At 57.0% G+C, this 24,380-nt stretch carries 22 protein-coding genes and 1 pseudogene; 5 read left to right on the top strand and 18 right to left on the bottom strand.

What is annotated here, in order from left to right:
- Positions 1-29: 29 nt before the first annotated feature.
- Positions 30-905 (bottom strand): nitrogenase iron protein, encoded by an 876-nt coding sequence (nifH, locus tag ADIMK_RS15365; RefSeq protein ID WP_036190066.1) that lies wholly within the window; start codon positions 903-905, stop codon positions 30-32.
- Positions 906-1,349: 444 nt separating this feature from the next.
- Between nifH and ADIMK_RS15360 the strand changes: the two genes are divergently transcribed.
- Positions 1,350-2,189 carry an SIR2 family protein gene (locus tag ADIMK_RS15360; protein WP_036190064.1) on the top strand — a complete coding sequence of 280 codons (840 nt, stop codon included), beginning with the start codon at positions 1,350-1,352 and terminating at the stop codon, positions 2,187-2,189.
- A gap of 44 nt (positions 2,190-2,233) precedes the next feature.
- Here ADIMK_RS15360 and ADIMK_RS15355 read toward each other — a convergent pair whose 3' ends face one another.
- The 3 genes from ADIMK_RS15355 to norR form a co-directional block, all read right to left on the bottom strand.
- The gene (locus ADIMK_RS15355) at positions 2,234-2,623 is read right to left on the bottom strand and encodes a DUF3995 domain-containing protein (RefSeq protein ID WP_197027550.1); all 390 of its coding nucleotides are present in this window, start codon (positions 2,621-2,623) and stop codon (positions 2,234-2,236) included.
- Positions 2,624-2,747: 124 nt separating this feature from the next.
- On the bottom strand, positions 2,748-3,704 hold the full coding sequence (locus ADIMK_RS15350; protein ID WP_036190060.1) for an HPP family protein: 957 nt from the start codon (positions 3,702-3,704) through the stop codon (positions 2,748-2,750).
- On the bottom strand, positions 3,694-5,277 hold the full coding sequence (gene norR / locus ADIMK_RS15345) for a nitric oxide reductase transcriptional regulator NorR (RefSeq protein WP_036190058.1): 1,584 nt from the start codon (positions 5,275-5,277) through the stop codon (positions 3,694-3,696). The genes ADIMK_RS15350 and norR overlap by 11 nt, the downstream gene beginning before the upstream one ends.
- A gap of 166 nt (positions 5,278-5,443) precedes the next feature.
- Between norR and hmpA the strand changes: the two genes are divergently transcribed.
- Together hmpA and ADIMK_RS15335 are read left to right on the top strand one after the other, a co-directional pair.
- Positions 5,444-6,631: an NO-inducible flavohemoprotein gene (hmpA, locus tag ADIMK_RS15340; protein WP_036190055.1), complete on the top strand. Its 1,188-nt coding sequence runs from the start codon at positions 5,444-5,446 to the stop codon at positions 6,629-6,631.
- 119 nt (positions 6,632-6,750) lie between these two features.
- Positions 6,751-7,836, top strand: coding sequence for an SPM autocatalytic domain-containing protein (locus tag ADIMK_RS15335; protein WP_051693001.1), 1,086 nt, complete (start codon positions 6,751-6,753; stop codon positions 7,834-7,836).
- Positions 7,837-7,854: 18 nt separating this feature from the next.
- Here ADIMK_RS15335 and ADIMK_RS15330 read toward each other — a convergent pair whose 3' ends face one another.
- From ADIMK_RS15330 to ADIMK_RS15265, 14 genes are all read right to left on the bottom strand, one after another.
- Complete coding sequence (locus tag ADIMK_RS15330; protein ID WP_036190053.1) at positions 7,855-10,785, bottom strand: restriction endonuclease; 2,931 nt, start codon at positions 10,783-10,785, stop codon at positions 7,855-7,857.
- A 9-nt stretch (positions 10,786-10,794) separates the two neighbouring features.
- Entirely contained in the window at positions 10,795-12,732 is a 1,938-nt protein-coding gene (locus ADIMK_RS15325; RefSeq protein WP_036190051.1) for a site-specific DNA-methyltransferase, read from the bottom strand.
- Positions 12,733-12,967: 235 nt separating this feature from the next.
- Positions 12,968-14,206 (bottom strand): RNA-binding domain-containing protein, encoded by a 1,239-nt coding sequence (locus ADIMK_RS15320; RefSeq protein ID WP_036190049.1) that lies wholly within the window; start codon positions 14,204-14,206, stop codon positions 12,968-12,970.
- Between the two features lie 28 nt (positions 14,207-14,234).
- Entirely contained in the window at positions 14,235-17,066 is a 2,832-nt protein-coding gene (locus tag ADIMK_RS15315; RefSeq protein ID WP_051693000.1) for an SNF2-related protein, read from the bottom strand.
- Positions 17,063-17,260: a helix-turn-helix domain-containing protein gene (locus ADIMK_RS15310; RefSeq protein WP_036190047.1), complete on the bottom strand. Its 198-nt coding sequence runs from the start codon at positions 17,258-17,260 to the stop codon at positions 17,063-17,065. Before ADIMK_RS15310 ends, ADIMK_RS15315 begins: the two co-directional genes overlap by 4 nt.
- Positions 17,261-17,491: 231 nt before the next feature.
- Positions 17,492-17,821, bottom strand: a complete 330-nt coding sequence (locus tag ADIMK_RS15305; RefSeq protein ID WP_036190045.1) for a DUF3144 domain-containing protein — start codon at positions 17,819-17,821, stop codon at positions 17,492-17,494.
- Positions 17,811-18,020, bottom strand: coding sequence for a hypothetical protein (locus tag ADIMK_RS15300; protein ID WP_036190043.1), 210 nt, complete (start codon positions 18,018-18,020; stop codon positions 17,811-17,813). Before ADIMK_RS15300 ends, ADIMK_RS15305 begins: the two co-directional genes overlap by 11 nt.
- Positions 18,021-18,049: 29 nt before the next feature.
- Positions 18,050-18,316 (bottom strand): BolA family protein, encoded by a 267-nt coding sequence (locus ADIMK_RS15295; RefSeq protein ID WP_036190041.1) that lies wholly within the window; start codon positions 18,314-18,316, stop codon positions 18,050-18,052.
- Positions 18,316-18,633: a Grx4 family monothiol glutaredoxin gene (gene grxD / locus ADIMK_RS15290; protein WP_036190039.1), complete on the bottom strand. Its 318-nt coding sequence runs from the start codon at positions 18,631-18,633 to the stop codon at positions 18,316-18,318. The genes ADIMK_RS15295 and grxD overlap by 1 nt, the downstream gene beginning before the upstream one ends.
- 96 nt (positions 18,634-18,729) lie before the next feature.
- A complete protein-coding gene (locus ADIMK_RS15285; protein WP_036190037.1) occupies positions 18,730-19,326 on the bottom strand; it encodes a nitrogen fixation protein NifQ in 597 nt (198 codons plus the stop codon).
- Positions 19,327-19,749, bottom strand: a complete 423-nt coding sequence (locus tag ADIMK_RS15280; RefSeq protein ID WP_036190035.1) for a thioredoxin domain-containing protein — start codon at positions 19,747-19,749, stop codon at positions 19,327-19,329.
- A 19-nt stretch (positions 19,750-19,768) separates the two neighbouring features.
- A complete protein-coding gene (locus ADIMK_RS15275; RefSeq protein ID WP_036190033.1) occupies positions 19,769-20,047 on the bottom strand; it encodes a 4Fe-4S binding protein in 279 nt (92 codons plus the stop codon).
- An 11-nt stretch (positions 20,048-20,058) separates the two neighbouring features.
- Positions 20,059-21,567, bottom strand: coding sequence for a nitrogenase cofactor biosynthesis protein NifB (gene nifB, locus ADIMK_RS15270; RefSeq protein ID WP_036190031.1), 1,509 nt, complete (start codon positions 21,565-21,567; stop codon positions 20,059-20,061).
- Between the two features lie 208 nt (positions 21,568-21,775).
- Positions 21,776-22,624 (bottom strand): LysR family transcriptional regulator, encoded by an 849-nt coding sequence (locus ADIMK_RS15265; RefSeq protein ID WP_036190029.1) that lies wholly within the window; start codon positions 22,622-22,624, stop codon positions 21,776-21,778.
- Between the two features lie 134 nt (positions 22,625-22,758).
- On the opposite strand from ADIMK_RS15265, the gene ADIMK_RS15260 reads away from it, so the two are divergent.
- Complete coding sequence (locus tag ADIMK_RS15260; protein ID WP_036190027.1) at positions 22,759-23,733, top strand: quinone oxidoreductase family protein; 975 nt, start codon at positions 22,759-22,761, stop codon at positions 23,731-23,733.
- Positions 23,734-24,133: 400 nt separating this feature from the next.
- Positions 24,134-24,380 (top strand): annotated as a pseudogene (locus ADIMK_RS15255) (IS110 family transposase); the annotation flags it as partial.

Raw genomic sequence — 24,380 nt, 5'->3', positions numbered from 1 at the left:
TTGCCCGTCCTGCCGACAACGTGCAGTACTTAGACTTCGTCAGCCGCAGTCTTACCGATGATGGACTCGTCTTCTTCGTCCATGATGCCGAATTCCATCAGCAGAGCTTCAAGCTCATCCATGGTTACCGGAGTCGGAATGACAAACTTCTTGTTGTCCACGACCTTCTGCGCCAGAGCACGGTACTCATCAGCCTGGCCGGCAGTCGGGTCGTACTCGATAACCGTCATACGACGGATTTCAGCGCGCTGAACCACGTTGTCACGCGGAACGAAGTGAATCATCTGGGTACCCAGCTTTTCAGCCAGAGCTTCGATCAGTTCATCTTCGCGGTCAGTCTGACGGCTGTTGCAAATCAGGCCAGCCAGGCGCACGCCACCGGAGTTGGCGTACTTCACGATACCCTTGGAGATGTTGTTGGCGGCGTACATCGCCATCATCTCGCCGGAGCAGACGATGTAGATCTCCTGCGCCTTGTTTTCGCGGATCGGCATGGCGAAGCCACCGCATACAACGTCACCCAGTACGTCGTAGAATACGAAGTCCAGATCGTCTTCGTATGCGCCTTCCTCTTCGAGGAAGTTGATAGCGGTGATAACACCGCGACCAGCGCAGCCTACACCGGGTTCCGGACCACCGGACTCGACGCACTTGATACCGCCGTAACCGGCTTTCAGAACATCTTCCAGTTCCAGGTCTTCAACGGTGCCGGCTTCGGCAGCCATTTCCATGATGGTGTTCTGGGCTTTGGAGTGCAGGATCAGACGAGTAGAGTCAGCCTTCGGATCGCAGCCGACGATCATGACTTTCTTACCAGATTCGGCCAGAGCGGCTACCAGGTTCTGAGTAGTGGTAGACTTACCGATACCGCCTTTACCGTAGATTGCACATTGACGCATTGCCATAGTGTTGCTCCTCGTTTCGGACTTAGCTTCCGAGCCCAGACCCACAGCCTTTCGCTGTAAGCGCCTCGGCCTTCGTAACTTCGCCCTGAACGTTGCGAAAGCTGTACCAAAATGGGCATTAAATTCTATCTATTTGTTTTATAAATACTTTTTACTCATCAGCGGGATCGTGTGGCTGTTTTCGACCCGACAAATCAGCCCCCGGCTGTCGGAACACCAACAAAAACCCTTCTCTTTGTCAGGCCAAAATCAGCTGTCGAAAATGCGACAAAGCACAACATCGCCCGTGACATGTGTGGCAACGTTCACAAATAAATTCTGAATATCAATAACTTATGCGTGGCGTAACTATTGCAGACGCTTGAGAAGGGCCCGTTTCCATCCGTAATACGAGAACCGGTGGCGCGGCGCGACCCACACACTCCCTCTCAGGAAGGTAAAGCCATGTACGAAGAGCTAACAGACGGTATTAAGAGCGGACAGATTGTCCCCTATCTCGGCGCAGGCGCGCTCAAGGATGTCACCAATCGACTGGATGGCAGCCCCATCCCAGCCGACAGCGACAGCCTGATACTGGCCATGAACGGCGGCCAACCGATGGCACCGCGCCTGATGTACGAATTCCCCCGTGCCGCCATGAGCATGGAGAACAAAAAAGGCCGCAGTTTCGTGACACGTTTTCTCAACGAAACCTATGGAGAAAAGCAGTGGAGCCGCGGCCAACTGCATGACTGGCTGGCAGCACTGAAGCCAAACTACGTGGTCGACATCAACCGCGATACGCAACTGCTGGACAGTTACGCCGACACCGAGCACACCCTGATCATGGGCGTGGCCCGAATCATGGCCAGCGAATACCGCTTCAAGCTGTTTCATTATGACGGCAGCATCTACAAGGAGATTGCGCTTGAGGCAGTAAATCCGGCCCTACCGATCCTGTTCAAGCCCCACGGTGCACCTAAGCCCGAGGCCAACTACATCGCTGCCGATGCGGATTTTGTCGATTACATAACAGAGTTGATGGGCGGGTTTGCCATTCCTGCATTTCTGAAAGAGTACCGCCAACATAAGCAGTACCTGTTTCTTGGCATGCGCTTTAACCGCGACACCGAACGCATGGTGATGAGCGACATTATCTACGCCGCGGACGAACCGGCGGGCTGGGCCTTTATACCCGAGCCCACCGACAAGGAGCGCCGTTTCTGCAAACTGAAGAAGATTGAGATTATCGAAGAGGACTGGGACGCCCTGATCGGCACAAAAGCCGCCCTCGCACTGGCCTGATAAGCCGCTGGCTCCTGCTCGGTCGACAGGAGCCAGCTTTCAGGCTATACCCTACCCCATGCCAAATGCAGGAATGCCAAACCCGCCAGCAGACAAAAAGGCGAGTACAACCAGGTGTCATACCGCGCAAAACGCGTACCCTTCACCCGCTTTAAGAAACCCACATACCGCGTCTCACCGATCGCCCTCAGCAGCAACACACCCCCGACAGCCAAACCGGCATACGCCGCAAGGCCAAGGTGCGATTCGGATATTCCGGTATCAAGCCCCAATAGCCCGGCAAGACCTGCAAATGCCACCAACAGCAGCGCAATCAACAACGTAGCCCACAGATCCGGCTTAAACAGCGGCGCACCATTGGCTTCAGGCAGTGCAGCCGTTACACCAAACTCGCCACCGAGTGCCCAGTACAGGTGTAAAAGAGCCAAAGCCATAAAGGATATAACCAAAAATACAGTGGCGAGCATGTCCATATTCTCTCCAGATTGACGCAACTCCAGACGCCACTTCTCGCCATTGCGATTCCAGCTCTGGATTCCCAGCTTTCAGTAACTTGCTTCAGGTGTGGCGGCGCACCCAGCGCTCGCCAGTGAATTCCACGGGAAACCTAGCCCATTCGCGAAACTCGCGCAACGTACAGCTGCCGGTTTCGTAGCTACCGGCTCCGGCGACTGTTTTGAACACCAGTCTGTCCCGGTCGGCATCCATGTCATCAGGGCCATCGAGTATTTCGCGTACCGCCCATTGGGCGCCAAACGAGCCGTTGCTGTAATAGCCGCCAATGGTCAACGGATGCGTATGCGGTTGTGACTGTGTGGCATGCTCGACCGCCAGGTCGAACAGTTCCGCCAGCTCTTCGGAGGTGACGTCCACGTAGGAGTTAATCTTTTCCATCGCCGCTGCAAGGTCTTCATGCGTAAGCATACTGCTCTGCCGGTCCATCACTGGCAGGTCAGCGTGTTCGGGCCGCCGCGCCAGCACCGCGGGATAGCGACGCCAGGGAAAGAACGCGTTGAACACCACCGCCACGCCGAGCATGCAGAACAGATTAAGCAGCACCGGTGTCAGCAGGTAGGCGTAACCCAGCGCATGCACCGCATCGCCACCGACAACGGCTGTCAGGGCCGTCGCACCTCCCGGCGGATGGATACAGCGCAGATAGTGCATGGCTCCTACCGACAGCCCCACCGCCAGAGCGGGCGTCATCGGGTTGTCGGGCATCAGTATCTGGCAGGTTACACCGATGGCGCCGGATACCGTATGCCCCACCAGCACAGCCCAGGGTTGTGAGAGCGTGCCATGGGGCACAGCGAAGAGCAGCACCGCTGTCGCCCCCATGGATGCGACCATCATCGCACCGCTGTGACTGCCCAGATACCAGTGCGAGATGTAGTACACCAAAAAGATACTGAGCATCGCCCCAAACCCCGAGATCAGTTTCTCGTTGTGGCTTGTGGTGTTCTCACCAAGGCCAAGCAGCGCTCTCAACCGGGATTCATCCCGTTCAGACTTCACGTTTCATCTCCTCGACATCCACGCCCAGCCGCTTTAACAGCCGGGTGAAGTTGCCCGGATCAACACTGAGCTCGCGGGCACAGGCGGTCCGGTTATACCCCTTGCGTCGCAAAACGCGGCAGACAAGTTCGCGCTGGAATTGATCGGTTGCCTCCCGAAGGCTCAAAACAGAGGGCGTACCGGGTGAACGTTGTTGATACTCGGTGACGTCAGAGAGCAGCACTGGAGTCGTTGAATCGCACGGCAGCGCCAGCAACTCGGCGGTCAAACTGAGCACCTTGCCGGGCTTTCGGTGCGTAGCCGACAGACGCAACACCGCACGGCTGATCAGGTGCTCCAGTTCACGTACATTACCGGGCCAGTCATGGGCGAGCAGAGCTTCACGCGCGCTTCGATCCAGACGCAAGGCGCCAAGCCCGAGATTGCGTCTGTTCAGCTCCAGAAAATGTCCGGCCAGCAGCAGAATATCCCGCCCACGCTCTCGCAGAGGCGGCACCAGTACCGGATAGACACTCAGGCGATGATAGAGATCGGCACGAAAGCGCCCGCTTGCAACCTCCTGTTTGAGATCGCGGTTGGTCGCTGCAATCACACGCACATCCACCCGATGGTAGCGATCGCTGCCGACTCGCTGCACCTCGCCTGCCTGTAGGGCGCGCAGCAATTTGGGTTGTGTCGCCAGTGGCATCTCGCCTATCTCGTCGAGAAACAGCGTACCGCCATCGGCCAGCTCGAACTTGCCACTGCGCGTGCCAGTGGCGCCGGAAAAAGCCCCCTTGGTATGCCCGAATAGCTCGCTCTCAACCAGATTCTCGGGCAATGCGGCACAGTTTACGTATACCAATGGCGCATCGGCGCGGCTTGAGGCCGCGTGCAGGTGCCTGGCCACAAGCTCTTTTCCGGTGCCGGTTTCGCCGCTGATCAGCACCGCAAGGTCCGAGCGTGCGACAACATCAAGCTCTTCTATCAGTCCTCGGATGGCGGGGCTTTCGCCGATCAACTCACTTCGGCTCATGTCGGCGGCCAGCAAGCGCGCCACTTCGTGCTCTCGGACCACCTGCCGCTGCAGGGATTGAATCAGGGTCGATACCCGGATCGTGGCCTCAGCCAGTCGGATAAAGGTGCGCAGCTCTGTGGGATTGATGGTGTCGAACACTCCGGGGGTGAGCGCATCCAGCGTTAACAGCCCCCAGGGCCGTTCATCGATGTAAAGCGCAACACCCAGACAGTCGTGCACATGCAGCGGACTATCGGCTGTCGCGATCAAGCCATCGTAGGGATCAGGCAGTTCGCAGCCAGCCTCGAACCGAACCGGCTCATGGCTGAGTAGAATGCGCGCAAACCTCGGCTGGTCTTCAACGACAAAGGTGCGCCCGAGCGTATCGTCCGACAGCCCGCTCACCGCCACCGGATGCAAGGTGGTATCCCGCAGCTGCAAGAGAGCCACCGCGTCGCAGGGAAAAAGGCCCTGCATGCTATCCAACAGCCGCTGATACCGGCTGTTGGCTGTCATCTGGCGGGAGAGGTCGGACACCACCGAGATCATGGAGTCCGCCATGGGAGAGGATGTCATTTTGACAACACCATTGTTTATTTAACAAAACCGATAAAGCGTCATAAAAACAATGGTTTCAAAACATGCATGCAAAATCAAGCTTTTAAAAACTGGCACGATTCCCGCTTTACAGTCAGGCAACAAAGATCCGGCGAAAACGCCGCAACCACAACAGGAGAGATCTATGCTGTCAGACCAAACACGGGAGATCGTTGCCGCCACCCTGCCCGCCGTAAAGGAAAAAGCACGTGACATCACCGAGGTTTTTTACCCACTGATGTTCACCCGCTACCCGCAGGTAAAAGCCTATTTCAACCAGGCCCACCAGAGTCAGGGCACCCAGCGTCAGGCATTGGCCAACGCCGTTGTTGCTTACGCCGCCAACCTCGATCGTCTCGAGCTGCTCGGCGATGCAGTATCCCTGATCGTACACAAGCACGCTTCGCTGAATATTCTGCCGGAGCAGTACCCCATCGTTGGCGAGTGTCTGCTCGCTGCGATCAAGGAGGTACTCGGGGAGGCCGCCACTGATGCAGTGCTGAACGCCTGGGGTGAGGCGTACCAGCAGCTCGCGGATATCTTGATTACCGCTGAGGAAGGCGTCTATCGTACCAACGAGGCCAAAACAGGCGGCTGGCGGGGCGAGCGAGAGTTCGTGCTGGTAGGCAAAACACGCGAGAGTGAAGTAATCACCTCATTCTACTTTGAGCCTGTAGACGGCCAGCCCGTTGCCGCATTCAAGCCCGGCCAGTACACCACCATCATTCTCGAGATCGACGGCCAGACCACCCGCCGCAACTACTCGCTCTCAGACACACCGGACAAACCCTATTACCGCATCAGTGTGAAGCGCGAAGCCGGTGGTCTTGTATCAAACCACCTGCATGACAATCTCAACCCCGGCGACATTGTCCGCCTGACACCTCCCTGCGGCGATTTCGTACTCAACGAAAGTGATCGGCCTCTGGTGCTACTCTCCGGCGGCGTGGGCCTTACCCCCACACTGAGCATGTTGCGTCCGGCGCTGGCTCAGGGCCGTGAGGTTCACTTCATTCACGGCGCACTGAACAGTGCGACCCACGCCTTTAAGAGTGATGTCGACTCACTCAAGGATGAGTTCGACAACCTGCATGTCAGCTATTGCTACAGCGAACCACTGCCGCACGACCATGCGATACCCAGCGGCATGTTCGATCAGGCCCGTCTGGCATCGTTGCTGCCGCTGGAGAAAAGCCCCGATGTCTACTTCCTGGGCCCAAGACCCTTCATGCAGTCGTGCTATCAGAGCCTCAGCGCGCTGAATGTGCCCAAGGAGCGCATCCGTTTCGAGTTCTTCGGACCGCTTGAGGAACTCGCAGGCGCTGTTGCCTGACCCGGCGCCACCGGCAGCCCTTGCCCCTTCAGGGGCTGCCTTTCTTCCGCATAATTTCTGCTCAATTTTTAAGCAGAATCGCCGATAACCTCGACTCTGTTCCTCCGAGTGTCGACGTCATGATCATCAACAGTAGCCAGATCGGCATGAGTGCCGCCCACCATCAGCAGCAGCGCGTGAATGAGCGCGAATCACTGCAACATTATCAGGCCGATGCACAGGGCAATGTTCATCTGACGGGGTCCGTCACGCGGGAGCACTCCGGTTCTTCACTCAGAGTGGATGTCTCCACCGCCGAGGCCCGTATCGAGCGCACGCCGCCGCAGCCGGTGACGCAGCCCGAGGCGGCCGACACTGATGAGAAGATTGTGGATTTTGATTCAACCGAGCCGCGTATCCGTCTGCTCGCCGCCATTGTCAGTACGTTCAGCAATCGCGAGATCAGGCTGTTCGACGCCAGTGATCTTAAGACAGACGCCCAGCCTGTGGAGGTGACGCTACCGGATTCCGGTACGGCCGCACCGGAGCCCACCGCTGGCCAGACCGGCATGCGGTACGAGTGGAGCAAGGAAACATCCGTTTCTGAGTCGAGCCGCTTCTCGGCGGTGGGCAAACTCACCACCGCCGATGGCAAGACCATCGATATCGCGCTGGATCTTCGCATGGAGTACAGCCGAACCGAGCGCGAGAACGTGGTGATAACCGCCGGCGTGCAGATGAAAGACCCACTGGTGATCAACTTTAACGGACAAGCCGCCGAGCTGACCGCCGAAACGCTGAGCTTCGATATCGATGCCGACGGGAAGCAGGACAATATCAAGGCGCTCTCCTCCAACAGCGGCCTGCTGATGCTGGACAAGAACGGTGACGGCAAAGCAACCGATGGCTCGGAGATGTTTGGCGCGATCAGCGGGAACGGCTTTGCCGATCTGGCTCGTTACGATGAGGATGGAAACGGTTTTATCGACGAGGGCGACAGTATCTACGGCCGCCTGCAGATCTGGATCAGAACGGCAGACGGCGAAGACCAGTATGCAAGCCTTCAGGAGAAAGGAGTCGGCGCGCTGTACCTCGGTTCAGTCGAGACGCCCTTCTCCCTCTACACCCAGGGTGACCAACTCAGCGGCCAGATCCGCTCTACCGGGCTGTATGTCAATGAGAACGGCTCTGTCGGCACGCTGCAGCAGATCGACCTGGTAGTCTGACCGGGTCGATCTGCTCATTCAATCGTGGGCCACCACCTCCGCCACCGATGTCGCGACAGCGTAATCTACTCCGCCCAACGCCTTGAAATGCGCTTCTCCACACTGGATTTTCAGGTTCTCCTCCTTGCGGCGTTTATCGGCATCGTGCGTGGTCTTGGTTTCGCGGATCAGGTACACCTTCTTGTCATCCTCCAACACCACGGCCCAATCCGGATTATAGTCGCCCACCGGCGTGGGGATCTTGAACCAGCGCGGTAGCTTGCAGTAGAACTTCACGTTCTCGGCGCCATCGAGTGCCTGAGCGGTTTTCAGCTCTATGATCGAGTCATACTCGATATAGTCGTAGGGTGTCTGGATCTGCCCCCCCACCTCGCCATGTTGAACTTGATAGGCCCGCTCCAGATACGCCTCCAGCTCCGGTTCGTTGAACAGCTCCATTTTGTACTGTTCGCCATCCAGCTTTTGGTACTTGATCCCATCCACCAACAACTCGCTCAGCGCCTTGTGAATCTCCTGGCTTGCCGCCGTAATGAAGCCCTGCGGATTGTCCTTGAACTCCTGCAGGCGATTACACCGCTTGATGATCTCGAACAGAGTGGCGCGGGTCAGTTCGGTCTGCTCCTGCAGGATGCCCAACAGGTCAGGTAGCGTTTCGTGGGAATGGATGTAGCGCGTTTTCGGTATCTGGATCTTGCGTTCGGCACCGACACCGGCATCGGTCAACGTCGCCTGGGTCTGTTCGATGGTCAGCGCCACCGCCTTGACCGGCGGCATGGTCTGCAGCTTATGGGATGCCAGATCGATCAGTTGCCGTGTATCGAAGGCGATGGAGTAGCGGGTCTTCTGGCTGATCCGCTGCCACAGCGCTTCGAAATCCGGGTTCAGCTCCACCCGTTTGTTGTACGCCACCTGCACACGCTTGCGGTTGTCCTGGATACGACCAGCAAACATGAAGCTGCGCAGGCGCTCGACAATATCCTGCTCGAGCGGCGCGTACTCATCGGGCACCTGCAGTTTGAACAGCAGGTCATCCGGCTGGAACATCGCCGTGATATCCCCTTTCGCGTCGAGATAGCCGACATCCTTCAGCAGATGCCATAGCTGCTTGGAGCGCTCCTGCCCCAGCGGGGCCTCGCCTTCCAGCTGCAGGGATGCGAACGCGATGGAGGGAACCCGGCCGAACTTGAAGCCGCCGCCGATATCCTTCTCCATCTCGGTCTGCAGCTCCTTGGCATACTGCTCGAAGGATTCACTGGCCACCACCGTCAGTCGGTTTACGGCCGGATCGTGGATGCGATCGCCGTTACTGTCGACGGCCAGGCGCAAACCACGACCAAGCGTCTGACGGCGCTCCTTCTCGCTGCCCATATCGCGCAGGCTGCAGATCTGGAACACGTTGGGGTTGTCCCAGCCCTCCTTCAGCGCCGAGTGGCTGAAGATAAAACGCAGCGGTTCGGCGTCGTCCAGCAACCGCTCCTTATCCTGCATGATCAGCTCGTACACATCGGCGTCGGACGCGGTAGTACCCGAAGTATCCTTCAGCTCCACCACCTTGCCGCGTTTTTTCACCTCGGCGAAGTAGCCGTTATGAACCTGTTCCACGTCCCGTTTGGGTAGGTCCTTGTATAGCGTCGAACCGGCTACAGCGTTATAGGCCTCTTCGAACCAGCACGCCAGTTTGCCGTTCTGGCGTTCGCCGTTTTCATCGTAGTAGCGGTAGTGGGCCACCTTGTCGATAAAGAACAGCGACAACACCTTCACAGAGTGCCCCGCCTTTTGCAGGCTGCGCTCTTTGCGGAAATGCTCCTCCACCGTCTCTCGGATCTGCTGCTTGAGCACCTCGTCGTGAATACTGCCGCGCTCCTCTTGCGGCTCTAACACTACATCATTGGCGAAGCGCACGTATTCAGCACCCGGCTCGGCGTAGATCTCGTCCACCACGTATCCGTGGTAACCGGAACGGTTGGTGTGATCGGACAGATCGGTGCCCTGCTTCAGTTTGACCGTCTTCTCCTTGGTGCCGTTGGGGGTGTCCTCGTAGATCACCACCTTGGCCGACGGGGTCTTGGCCTTGCCCGCGTAGCCGATCTGCGCCAACTTCAGGTAGGTCTGGTTGACGTTCTTGTCCGACTGAATGGAGGAGACAGCGATCCTCTTCACCAGGTTCAGGTCGTAGGCTTTTACCGGACCGAGCTGATACACCAGGTTGTAGGGGTGCTTATGGGTAGCCGAATATCTCAGCGCGAACAGCGGCTTGAGCAGATTGATGGCGCGTTTGGCCTTGACCGTGGTATCGACGGACTGCGGCTCATCGATGACGACCACCGGGCGCACCTCCTGGATAAACTCGATGGGACGCGCACCCGACATGCGGTCCAGTTCACGGTGGATCACGTTACCGCCCTTCTCGGTATCCGCATCCTTCTGGAACGCCTGGATATTGATCACCATGATCTGCAGCGTATTGGCGGAGGCGAACTGGCGCACCGGCAGGTTCTTCGAGTCGTAGACGTAGTGATCGAACGGCACCTTGTCGTACAGCGCCTGGAAGTGCTCTTTCATCAACCTGAGCGACGACAGCACCCCTTCCCGGATCGCCACCGAGGGCACCACGATGATGAACTTGCGCAGCCCCAACCGCTTGTGTAACTCAAAGATGGTGCGCAGGTAGACATAGGTTTTGCCGGTGCCGGTTTCCATCTCCACCGAGAAGTTGGGGAAGGCGTAGAGATCGTCATCTTCGATCAGGCTGCGCGACTTCTCGATAAAGTTGCCCTCCTGCACCCCATGCAAGTTTTTCAGCAGCAGTTCCGGATTCAGGTCCAGATGGTTGGCGATACCGCGCTCGGTATAGACCTTTTCCGCACGTGACAGTCCCTCGAACAGCGCCAGCGTTGAATCGATGGCATCCTTCTGGTAGTCGAGACCGGGGTCGAACTTCAGTTTCATCTCTGTCCCTTAGACTGTCTTGAAGTCGATGCGGTCGATCCCTACCTTGCCCTGGTTGTAGGCGGCAAAGGTTTTCACGGCATTGGTCTTGAGCTGGTCGTTGCCGTGGAACGCCTTGTCCAGGCAGATAAACTGGCCCGGCGCTTTCTCAAGCACGGCGTCGATCAGGCGTTGGTCGATCTCATTCTCCAGATGTACAAATAGGGCATCTTCACCCACGGAGAAGAGCCTGTGGCCGGCCAGCTCGATGATTTCGATCCGCTCGGTGGGTTTGACGCCCGCCTTGATCAGAATCTCGTAGAGCAGATCCTCCTGAGTGGCAGCAGGGTCGATATGATCAACATTCAGCTCCATCTGTTGCAGCAGTGCCGAGTCGTCGATATCGCGGCCGGGAGCCTGCCACTGTTTGAAGTTGCTTTGGTCGAGTTTCAGCACTTTGAAACCGAGGTCGAGGTTTTCCAGAGTTTGGAAGTCCTGTTTTTGTTCGAGTTCGGAGCAGATTTTGGCGCTAGCTCGGCGGATGCGCTCTTTTGCCATATCAGAGACAGTCGCATTTACGCCACTCACCTCAGGCAGTTGAACCGCAATTGATTTTCGATTCCCCTTGTCTTGAGAGTTAAGGGTATAAACTGCTTCACACAAAGTACCCGACCCTGCAAAGAAATCTAGGACAATATCCCTCGAAAAGTTTGAAGTAGACACTTGAAGAATTCGCTTTAACAAACCAACAGGTTTGGGGGTGACAAATATTTCGTCACCACTGCTAGCCTCAAGCAATCTGCTCAGCTCTTGCTTCGCGTTACGCGTACTACCAACCTCTTTCCAAGTCCAATATGTCTGAGGAATAACTCCCTGCCTCACTTCAGACAGGAATTTCTTAATACCTGGTCGATTATCTCCGCTTTCACCCCACCAGATACGCCCATCAGCGTCATACTCTTCGAACTTTTCTTTACTTATTCTCCAATAGCTTCCGGCCGGAGGCCCAGGTATAACTTTACCGCTCGGGGTTTTAATTGAGTAAACACCCTTACTATAGTAATTTCGCGCTGCCAAATCCCCCAACAGCCAAGGCCCCCTTGGATCATTATCGGGATTTTTATAGCGAGCGATCATTTCCTCTGAACGAGGAAGTAAGTTTGGCCTCCAGATTTCAGCATTCTTTGCAAATAGCAAAACATAATCATGATCTTCGCTGAAATACTTCGCGGAGTTTTTTGGACTATCCATTTTGTGCCAGATAATATTGGCAATAAAATTCTCCTCCCCAAATATCTCATCACAGATCCGGCGTAGATTTTCCACCTCGTTATCGTCGATGGAGATAAAGATCACCCCATCCTCGCGCAGCAGGTTGCGCGCCAGATAGAGGCGGGGGTACATCATATTGAGCCATTTGGTGTGGAAGCGCCCTTCGCTGGCGGTATTGGTGCTGAATTTGCGCCCTTCGCCGCCCTTCTCCTTCAGTCCGGCGTAGTCCAGGTAGGTGTCCAGGCTTTCGGCGAAGTTGTCCGGGTAGATGAACTCCTTGCCGGTGTTGTAGGGCGGGTCGATGTAGATCATCTTCACCTTGCCGTAGTAGCTCTTCTGCAGCAGCTTGAGCACCTCCAGGTTGTCGCCCTCGATAAACAGGTTTTCGGTGGTGTCGAAATCCACCGACTCATCACGGCAGGGCTTAAGCGTGGCCTGGCTGGGGGCCTGAATCACACGCAGGCAATCTCGCTTGCCCGGCCACTCCATGCCGTAGCGCTCGCGCTTGTTGTCGTAGATCTCGCTGAAGCTGCCCAGCTCCGCCTTCAGCCGCTCGAAGTCGATGCTCTCGACCAGTTCGCCCCGGTCGTTGCGCGTTTCGGTAAATACGCCGGGGAAGAGCAGCTTGAGTTCCTGTTTGCGCTGTTCGCTTGTGTTCAGCGAGTTGCCGTCCAGTTGTATATCGCGGTCGGTCATTCTGTGTCCTTGTTCGCCGTTACGGCGGCGCCCGTTGATCGAATTTCGTTCAGGTGTTTCTATTTGTTCGGATAACCAGCTTCGCTCCAGAAAAAGCGCTTGCGCCAATGTTTGTTCCGAAGCTGCTCGATAAACTGCCGTGCATCGCCGAACTGTCCGTAGCCCGGTTGATATTTAAACAAATCCGCGTTCAAGCAGCGCTTCCAGCTGTGCTTGCAGGCCCATAGATGGTTCTTTAGCGTTCCTTGCTTGCGGCATAGATGGTCAGCAACAGCTCATTGTCGTCGATCAGCCGATACTCCGGCTCCCGACCGCTCAGTTCCCGGCTACGATTGACGATCTTGGGAACCCCCTCGCCACGCCGCTCGATAAGTGCCTGACGCCCGGCCTCCTCACGCGCGTTGTAGTAGCGGCTCAGCAGGTTCACCAGCGCTTCGTTACGGGTCACGGTGTTGTCCATCAAGCCGTCTATGGTCAGGTTGTTGGAAAGTGCGCCGGGGCTGTAGAGTTCGAGCCGATCGGAAAACATATGCAGACGAATACGCCGACCGGTCATCGAGTAGTCGCGATGTGCCACGGCGTTGACGACCGCCTCGAACACGGCACCCAAGTCGTACTGCGGGATATCGCGGCGACCGATGCTTTTCACCGCCTCCACGCGCATGTTGCGACGCACGAACTCGAACGCGCCGTTGATCTGCTGATCCACCGGGCCGGTGTAGTCCTGGGCATCCAGTTGGTCCTGAGCATCCCGCTCTGTGCCCGCATAGAGCACGCATTGGATATAGGCGTTTTGCAGCCACTGGGTCGGGTTGGGCGTCAGTAGCAGGGTACCGCTCACCGAGAGCCCTTCGTCGTATTCATCCTTCGCGGTCAGGTGCAGTTTATGAAACTGAATCTGCTCCGGAGTGCCGGGACGCAGGAAGCGCTGTTTCAAGCTCGGGTCGATATCCTCGGTCGATGTGCCCGGCACCAGGGTTTCGTCGAAACGGATCAGGCGCGACTGGGAACGCTGCTGAAACAGCCGCGCCAGCACCTCGGGTTTCATCTCCTGTTTGGTAGAGCCAACCCGCTGATAATAACGGCCGACGCTCTGGTGCACGGCGATGCTGCGCGGGATCTCGACACAGATCACGGTTTTCTGATCGCCCGCCTTGTCGGGCAACTGCAGCAGGCGGGTATCCACCCGCACCGGTGGGGTTATCTTCTGCTGGCTGATGTTGACGACCCACTCCTCTGTCAGGGAGACCTTGTCGTCCTCGATTCCGATAACATCGCGGCTCTTGTCCTCAACCCCAAGAAGAATACGGCCACCCTGACCGTTGGCGAAAGCGGCAATTTCGTGCGCCATCTTGTCCCCATTCGGGCTGCGCACACGCTGTCCATCGTACTCGACAGCCTTGAATTCGATGCTGGAGTCTTCGCCCAGGCGAATATGGAACAGCAGCTCTTTGACCAGTTTTTCTCTTTCCATCGAGGTTCTCTCTTCGCCTGTCTTGGGCTTAGCGCTGCAGCGTCCAGCGAATGGTGAACAGGGTATCGACCGTACAACTCAGTTCCAGCTTTTCGCTGACTTCGTCGAGCAAGCGGTCCTCTTCCCGTTCGATCACCTTTTTCGCTTCGTGATACTCACTCAACGCATCGTCGCGTTTACGCTCCAGCTGACGCAGCTCTTTCTTCGCCCGGATCTTCTCCGCTGTCGAAGCCAACTGACGCGACTCTCTCTTGAAGGTGCGGATCTGCTCGTCCAACTCTTCGACACTTTGCATCAGGGCCTGACGTTTATCCTGCGCCCAGCGTTCCAGCTTGTCGGACTCCTGTTCGAGATATTGATCAAGCTGTTGTTCGGTGGCGGCTCTCTGTGCAGCCACTACCGAGTCGACCCAGCTCCCGAAAGAGAGGGTATCGATTTCGGGCACGCCCGCCGCCAAGGCGGCCGGGATGGATAACAGATGCTCGGCATGATCCGGATGCAGTTTTTCACCGCTATCCGTGTTCGCCAACACGACAATCCGGTTCTCGCGCGACCGCCCCCGGTTGTATTCGAAGGTGATATTGATCGCCTGCAATGCGCCGGACTGCCCGATATAGGGCTGCAGTGCCGCGTACTGTCCGTCGGACAGCCGATCATAATGAAAAATCAGATGGGCAGCATCCGGCATGCGTTTCTTGGCGCGATGTACCAATTCCCAGGCGAGGAAGTGCTCCGTCGCCTGGAGCCGGAAAAACTCAGAGTCGTTCTCCTCGGCCCGGGGCCAGGTCAGGTCATAACGGTTGCCTTGATAGAAGAAGTGGTTACGCTCGATCCTTGCACCCTGCAACTCGGCACTGGCGAGATCCAGTAGTACACGCTCGTAGTGTTTGAGAAAGTCCTGACTCTCGTCACGGCGGGTCTTCAGGTTGTAGACCACATCTCGGTCGAAGTTGTTGAACAGCGTTTGTCTGGCCGCTTCCTCTCGAACCTCCAGCACCTCTTTCATCTCGTCCTGCAACCGGTTGAACGCTTCCTCTATTGCGGCATCCGTGCGGCAGTGCTGATAGATCTCGTAGATTCTGCGTTCAATATCGATATTGTCGGCAATGGCGCCCAGCACTTCATCGGATGCACCAAAGACCCCCTCGAACAGTTTGAGTTTTTCATGCAGCAACTCGAATACGCGCCTGTCGGCCGGATTGCGGCGGTTGACGAAGTTGGCGATCACCACATCGTTCTTTTGCCCGTAACGATGCACGCGGCCAATCCGCTGCTCCACCTTCTGCGGGTTCCAGGGCAGATCGTAGTTGATCAGTAGTGAGCAGAACTGCAGGTTGATACCTTCACCACCTGCCTCGGTAGCAATCAGGATATCGGCCTGGTCGCTCTTGAAGCGATCTACCAGCGCCGCCTTCATATCGGCTACCTTGGAGCCACTTATACGGGCGGAGCCTTGGTGTTTTTCGAACCATTCACGGTAGACCGACTGCGAGCGTGCGTCGTTGTTGGCGCCATTCAGCAGCACCGTTCGCCCCTTGAAACCGTTGTTCTCCAGCAATGTATTGAGGTACTGCTGGGTACGGCAGGATTCCGTAAAGACTACGGCCTTGCGCTGTCCGCCCAACTGCTCGGTCATATCCATCGCTTTTTGCAATACGACCAGCAGGGCGTCGCCCTTGGCGTTATGGGTAATCTCGGACGCCAGGCGGCAGCACTCGGAGAGTTCCTCGATCTCCTGCTTGAGCTTTTCTACTCGCCCGTCGCCTGAATCGGTCTCACCAAAATCGGCGTCGATCCAGTCGTCGGCTTCTTCCAGATCATCCAGCGACTCTTCATTGAGCAGCTGTTTGTCCTGCAGACGCGTTATCATGCCTTTCAGCGTATCGGCGACGGCGAAGGTGGAGGACGCGAGTATCTTGCGCAAACCGATGCTGACCAGATGGCGCGCCTTGGGATCGATCGCCTGGATATCGGGGGTCTGCAGGTAGGTGGAGAGCTTTTCGTACAGACTCCACTCCTCGTCCGTGGGCGTGAAGTCCTGGGTGATCGAGTAACGATTGGTGAAGTTGATCCCCCCCTCCTGCTGCACCTGCCGCCGCAGGGTACGATGGCAGAGCGGTTGGATCCGCTGCTTCAAATCGTCGAGCGTGTTTTTGTCCTTTTGTCGATTGACATACAGGTTACGAAAGGATTTTGCATCGCCGAAATAGTGTTCGTCGATCACTCGGCTGAGCCCGTAAAGCTCCATCAAGTTGTTCTGGATCGGGGTCGCAGACAGCAACACCCGGCTTTCGGCGCCCTTGGTCGCCTTGACCACCGCCTTGGCCCGCTTGCCACTGCTGTTCTGATAGATGTTGCGCAGCTTATGCGCTTCATCGAACACCACCAGATTCCAGTCGATGAGCTGTACCCAGTCCTTTTGACTCGCCACATATTCGTAGGAGCAGATCACGATCTTGTCGATTTGATCGAAGGGGTTGCTCAGCCCCTCTTTTTTCAGGCGCCCAGCTACCTTGCTGTCGATGATGATCGAGGGCAGCTCAAACTTGTCCTGCAGCTCCTGCTCCCACTGTTTGCGCAGTGACGCGGGAACGACCAGGAGAATACGCTTCTTGTGTTCGGCCCATTTCTGCGCCATGACAAGACTGGCTTCGATGGTCTTGCCCAGGCCCACCTCATCCGCCAGCAATACGCCTTTTTCCAACGGCGATTTCAGCGCGAAACACGCAGCTTCGATCTGGTGCGGGTTCATATCCACACGGGCAGCCGCCATGGTGCGGGAGATCTGGTTCTGCAGCTTGCCGGTCTGGGTCAGCCAGTAGGCGAAGTAGGTGCCTTGATGGGGAGTAAAGGCGCTCATTTTCTCCCCTCCGGCGTCTGCTGCGTGTTCAGCCATTGGTCGATCGCCTGTTTCCCGAACCGCCACTGCTTGCCCAGCTTCTGGCCGGGTATGCGCCCCTCCTGCACGAGCTTGTAGACGGTGGATTTCGGCAGCTTGAGATACAGGGAGAGCTCTTCAAGCGTCATCACTTGATCTTGCTGACCATTGCTCATGGTTTTTCTCGGTAACTGACAGTTTTTGGAAATTTAGTGTAAAGGAGGGAGACCTGCAAGTGAAGCGTCTGCATTGGCCGAAGGAGTCGTACTTTCGTGTCCGAATTTGTGAGATATCGGTAGCACGAAGGAAATACGGAAGGGTAAGTGGCTAGTTGGGAGGTAGTCGTTATATCGCAGCAGATCGACCTGGTGGTTTGAACGGGTCGATCCGCTTTACTTCACCGCTGCTCAATGAGCGGTTTCGGCTGTCGCCTCTTCTTCGGCCGCCGCGCCCATGTATTCATCGAAGTTGGCGATGTAATCCTGCAGGTTGCCATCGTACAGCTGACGAAAACGGTCGGTGAAGTACTCCACCGCCTTGTCGCGCTTGCCGGCGAGCTCGTCGGCATCGGTGACGCTGCCTGCCGCGATGTAGGCGTTATAACGGGCCGCCGCGTAGATAAACGCTACTCCCATCTTGTGATCGCCATACTTCGCGCCCATCTCGTTGGCGATTTCGATCAGCCGGTTTGTCGCTTCCACAAACGCCTCGTCAAACAGGTTTTCATCAGTACTCATGGTGGTTCTCCATCAGGTTACGCTGAAAAGTGGACTGGCGGCTGATCGAAAGATGACGATGCCGACAGTAGCGGCCCGCGGCCAGCAGCATGGCGATACGCGCCAAACCGCGCCCAAGACCGCTTTGCGGCTCATGGGCCAGATGTTCAAACTGATTCAGTGCCTGAACCGGATCTTCCTGCGTGTGTGTGGTTTTCATCGTCATCACCTCGAATCGTCATGCCGGTTTCAGCTTTCCAGCTGAACCAGAAAGGTGTTTTGCATCTCGGCATACTGCGCCGGGGTAAAGGCCTTGATGGTCAGCGCGTGCAGACGGCCTGTCTTAAGCGGCTCCTCGAACAGCGCCAGCACCCCTTTTTGCCGCTGCATCAGGTTTTGGCCCTCGAACCGTTCACTGATGATCGCGACGGTAAAGTTGCACTCCTCGCCGCTAACATCGATATCCGCCTCGGGCATCGCCGCCTGGATAATCGTTTCGACTTCGCAGGTCTGCATCAGGCACCCCCTGCGGCATCCAGCATCGGCTTGAGGCTGCCGTCCTCGACCATCGCCACCACCACATCACTGCCGCCCACCAGCTCGCCCTTGATAAACAGCTGCGGGTAGGTTGGCCAGTTGGATATGCTCGGCAGCTTCTCGCGGATAAAGGGGGCCTCCAACACGTTCACGTAGGCGTAATCCGCCTCCAGTGTCTTGAGCGCTTCCACCGCGTTGCGGGAGAAGCCGCACTTGGGATCACTGGGGGTGCCCTTCATGTAGAGCAGGACCGGGTTCTCGGCCAGTTGCGTACGAATTTTCTGTTCAGTGCTCATAGCAATCCCTCGGAATTGAGTGCCCGACAGTTCGGGCGTCTTAGCGATCAATCGTCTAACGTTCGGCTCTCAGCCGTACCGGTCGCCCGCACGGGGTCACTCCTCCGGCCCGAAACAGTCGTGGTAGGCGGTGCATTGATCGCAACTCGGTGCCCGGCACACATAGCCCCCACCGCGCTCGCACAGCTGCTTGTAGAAAAAACGCTTCCACTTCATGTCTCGGTTATTCAGCGCCTTCAGATCCGGGTAGGCCCGCTCCATCAGCTCGCTCAGAGTGCCGCGATGGGGGAACCCCAGATCCCGCCAGAGGTGATCACCGCCCAGACAACCGGTGGCGATAATCAGTGACAACTCCCGCGGCACCGACGGCACCCGAAAATCCTCCAGTAGTGCGACCAGCTCCTGACGCTCATCGTCACGCAGGATGCTGAGTTCATCGCGCATGGCCGAGCGGGTTTCCAGCAGAGGGGCCTCGTGCGCTTCAAGTGCCAGGTGCACCTCGCCGCCGGGAAAGCAGCGTTCAATCAGCTGCGCAAAGGCTGACGGCTTTAGCCCTAAGTTCAGCGGCAGACATCCAAGGCCCAGCCGGGGCCCTATACAAAGGTGAGCGAGATGACGGTCGGTTTCTCCACCCGCCGCGACCGCCATCAGTCGCTCGAACCGGTCTACTATCTGCAAGGCTGCCAGTGCCATTCAGCTGCCCTCCGCTGTGCACGCGGACGCGGTATGACGCTTCGGGCAGGTTTCGATATCACCCTCCGGTCGTATCGTCAGACCGAACACAGGCTCAAGCACCTGCGTCTCGAAACCCTGCAGATAGTGTCCGCCGATCTGCATCAGCGGACGTCGGATCAGTAGCGGATCGGCACACAGCTGTGCCAGCACCGCATGGGGATTTTCAAGATCGAGCAGTACGCTGCCCGCCTTGATGCCCGGATGGCTCATGTTGAGCCAGGTTGAAACATCGGCACCGAGGAAGGGCCGCAGTGTTTGTGGTGTCCATGCACTCTCAAGAAGATTGCGCACATCGAGTTTAAGCCCCGCCGCTTCCAGCAACTGCTTCTGCTTGCGGTTGTTGATGCAACCGGGCTTTTCGTAAAACACCACCTGCGTCATCGCCCTTCCCCCGCGCCGTTTATCGGGCCTGAATCTCGGCCATCGCTTTTTCCATCAGTTCAGGCGGTATGCCGGTCAGAGAGCCAGCCGGATTGATCGCGTCACCCGCGGCATCGAGAATCGCACCCTCGATGGGGCAGATACTCGCGCACTGGGGATCGGCGTGATCGCCCTCACACTCGGTGCACTTGTTGGCATCGATCATGAAGTGCGGCTTGGCGTCGTAGATCGCATCGCTGGGACACACGTCATAACAGGCCCAGCAGTTGACGCAGCTTTCAATAATGCTCAAAGACATGATTGACCTCCTCAGGCGCTGATCTGTGCGTTTTCCGGTTTGGCCTCATCGAGTCGGCCGGTGGCGATCATCTCTTCGTACACCGCCATCACCGCCTCTTCGATCGGCTCCATCGCGTGTTCGCCATTGGGCTGAATACCGGCCTCTTCCAGCAAGCCCCAGGGCTCGAACCCGATCTTGGAGCAGAGCACCACTTCACAACCGGACAGCGCACGAATGCTGCCCGAGAGTGCACTCTCCTTCTCGCCACAGGTATCGTTACCGATGCAGTACTGATCGACCTTGCGGTGGCTGATAAACCGCACACCGTTGGATGAGGCTTCGTAGATCAGAAACTCGGTGGCATGGCCAAAGTGCTGGTTGATCATGCCGCCGCCACTGGTGGCAACCGCCATCAGCACCGGGCGGAAATGGGTGTTGTCAGCCGCCGGCCCGCTGGGCACCTTGACCGCTGCCAGCGCTGCGCGCTTTTTCTCCTTCTCGGCCAGCTCTTCGGCGATTCCCTGATGGATGACGGCGCGCTTTTTCATCGCCGCTTCGTAGTCGATATCCATCTCGGCAATCTTGTCGAGGGTGAACTCGTCGCCACGGTCTTCACCGAGCAGGCCAACGGCATCGGCACGGCACTGGCGGCAATGGCGCATCATGTTCATATCGCCGGAGCACTCGTCCTGCAGATCCATCAGCTCTTCGTTGCTCGGCCCGCGCTGTCCCATGACACCGTAGAAGGTGCCATGCTCCGCTTCGGAGATCAGCGGCATAACGTTGTGCAGGAAAGCCCCCTTCTGCTTGACGATACGGCTTACCTCTTTGAGGTGCTGGTCGTTCACGCCGGGAATCATCACCGAGTTCACCTTCACCAGAATGCCGCGCGCAACCAGCATCTCGAGCCCTTTCTGCTGCTGCTCGATCAGAATCTTGGCGCCCTTCTTGCCGCGGATACGGCGGTTGTTCCAGTAGATCCAGGGGTAGATCTGGGCCCCTATCTCCGGATCAACGCAGTTGATGGTGATAGTGACGTGATCGATGTTGTGCTTGGCCAGCTCCTCAACGGCATCGGGCAGCGCCAGACCGTTGGTGGACACACACAGCTTGATATCGGGCGCTTCTTGACTGAGGCGACGGAAGGTCTCGAAGGTGCGCTCGGGGTTGGCCAGTGGATCGCCGGGGCCGGCAATGCCCAACACGGTCATCTGCGGAATGTTGGCGGCCACCGCCTTGGTTTTCATCACCGCCTGATCGGGCGTGAGCAGCTCGGATACAACGCCCGGGCGCGACTCATTGGCACAGTCATACTTGCGGTTGCAGTAGTGGCACTGAATGTTACAGGCCGGCGCCACAGCCACATGCATACGGGCAAAGTAGTGATGCGCCTCTTCCGAGTAGCAGGGGTGATTGTGCACCTTCTGCTTGATATCGTCGGGGAGGTGGCTCAGCTGATCATCGGTGCTGCCGCATCCACTGGATGAGCATCCCCCGCTGCTTGCGCTTTGTGTTTCGTTAAGGACTGTCAACTCCATCGGATTCACTCCTCAGTTGGCCAGCGGCCGGTTGTCAGATGCAGATCACCTGCTTGAATCGGTATCTGCAAGCCGCGGGCCATCGAAAAGTGCGTTGTTTTTAAAGGAGTTTGTAACGAACGACAGATGCTTTGGCTGTGTAATGTGGGACAGAGACACGTGCCTTTGTCATATCTGCGACATAGGCACGATGGGGAAAAGAGCGCTTCTACACAAACCAACTACTGATCAGATCCGCCACCGCCCGCACGCGTGGAGAGCGACGTAAATCGGGGTGTATCACCAGCCACAGCTCGCGGTTTACCGGCCAAGCCGGATCGGACACGAGCTGCAATTCCGGATAAACGGGTTGCAAAAAACGGGGCAGCATTCCGATGCCGACGCCCTGAACAACGGCTGCGGCTAGAAGGTGCAGATCGTTGGAACGAAAAACTACACGGCGTGCGCCCAACTGAGACTCCAGCCATTGTTGCTGTGGCGCCGCGTTCATGCTGTGTTCGTAGCCGACAAACTCCCATTGCTCCGGTGCGTGAAGATGTAAATACGTCGGGCTGGCAAACAGGCCAAAGGGAAGGTCCGCCAATTTGCGGGTAGCCAAGTCCAGTTGTTCCGGTCGGTGCAGACGCAAGGCGATATCGGCTTCGCGACGGTGAAGATCGGCGCTCTGCAGATCCGATACCAATTCCAGCTCTACCTGGGGTAACTGCTTGCGCAACTCCAACAGATGCGGCGTCAGCAGATAGCGGCCCAACATCGGCGGCACAGAGACTCTGACCCGACCGCTCAGCGACACGCGGCCATCCATGATGCGCTGAATCCGCAGCTCGCTTTCCTGCATCTGCCTGGCTGGCTCGAGCAACATTTTTCCATCGCCGGTCAGTTGCCACCCTCTGGGCATGCGATCAAAAAGGCGAACGCCCAACTGCCGTTCCAACTGGTCCAGCCTGCGTGCGACGGTGCTGTGCTCAACTTGCAACTGGCGGGCTGCTGCGGACAGGCTGCCAGCTTCCACCAATGCCAGAAAATAGCGGACATAGTCCCAGTTCAATTTAGTCATTGTGCAATTATGCACAGAACCTGTGCTGTTTTTGATAATTTTTATACAGGTCTGTCTTGGCTACAGTGGTTTCAAGCGAGGCACGTTGCAATCTGCGCCTTGCGACCGTTTTCAACCCTGCAAGAGCACAGACTATGACCGAAACCATTCGCATTGAGATCACGCAAACCGGCCCTGCATCGGTACTGCAGGAAACGAGCGCTTCCCTACCCCCGCCGGGGTCGAGAGAGGTACGCATCAGGCAAACGTTTATTGGCGTGAATTTCGTCGATATCTATTTTCGTTCCGGACAATATCCGTTACCCCAGTTACCAACTGTTCCCGGCGTGGAAGCGACGGGCATAGTAGAAGCACTGGGGGACGCGGTAACAGGGTTTCATATTGGCCAGAGAGTCGCCTATGCAGGTTTACCCTTGGGCAGCTATTGCAGCCATCGCAATCTGCCGGCCGACAGGTTACTGCTGATTCCTGAGGGTGTGTCGGAGGAGGTCGTGGCCTCGTGCCTCTTGAGAGGTATGACGGCCCATATGCTGCTGATGCGGATACGTCCGGTTCAGGCTGGAGAAACCATGCTGGTTCAAGCCGCTGCCGGTGGGTTGGGGCAGATATTGGGCCAATGGGCGGCCCGGTTAGGCGTCAACCTGATCGGTACCGTCGGCAGCGAAGCCAAGCAGTCTATAGCCAAAGCAAAAGGCTATGAGCATCTTATCCTGTATAAGCAGCAGGATACGGTTGCAGAGGTGGCACGGTTAACAAACGGCCGGGGTGTGGACTATGTCATTGACGGCATCGGTGCTGCGACGTTCGAGCAAAGTCTGGCCTGTGCAGCGCCTTTTGGCCTGGTGGCCAGTATCGGTCACGCAGCCGGAGTGCCCACCCCTATCTTGCTTTCGTCACTGCCCAAATCAGTCGGTTATATCCGCCCCAGCGTGCTGCAATATATCGATGACCCTGCGTCATACCAAACCAGCGGCATGGCCGTTATGCAGCAGCTGCAAGCCGGGATGAGTGCCGACATTTTCGACATACTGCCGCTAACGAAGGCGGCAAAGGCGCAGCAACTACTGGAAAGCGGACAAACCACAGGGGCGTTATTGCTAAGAGTGTGATCGCCGCTAAAGTGAGCCGCCTAGTCACAGAAAGGCAGTGGCGTTGTGTGCCAGCTTAATAGCTCTGGCTTTAGACTCGTTCGTGTACTGTCGCGTCTTATTCTGGGTCTTGTAAGCTGGCACTTCACTCCTCGTCTGCATTAGATCGAGGTGTCCACTACAGCGGGGAAACTACAAGTTCCGTTTAAATGCCTTGTATGGATAATTACGTGTGATTTCCGGGTAAAGTCGAGGCCCACCCTCAACGGCCATTGAGGGCCTTCATGCAGCAGCTCGATTGAACGTAGGATCCTCTTGCGAGAGACCGGTAACAAGGGCGTAGCGCTGCATGACTCCATCGCCATAACTCGAACAGTCATAGGGGCCTCGAGCCCGCATAGCAAGGCAGAGTCAGCTTATTATGAGTAGCATGGAAAGCCAAATTGAAATCAACGTCGGCGTCGATGTCGGCAAATCCAAACTCGATATCGTCCTGCATCCGCTGGACCTCCATTTCCAGATCCCGAACGATGAGGAACAGATCCTCAAAACCGTTCAGGTGCTTAAAACCCACAACATCAAACGTATCGTCGTCGAAGCCACCGGCCGCTATGAGCACGCCTTTGTTTTCGCCTGTGATCAGGCCGACCTACCCATTGTAGTCGTCA

The organism is Marinobacterium lacunae, from assembly GCF_000705555.1.
In the GTDB taxonomy this organism is placed as follows: Bacteria; Pseudomonadota; Gammaproteobacteria; order Pseudomonadales; family Balneatricaceae; genus Marinobacterium_D; species Marinobacterium_D lacunae.
The sequence above is the reverse complement of the archived record's forward strand: the minus strand, read 5'-3'. Positions and strand labels throughout refer to the sequence as shown.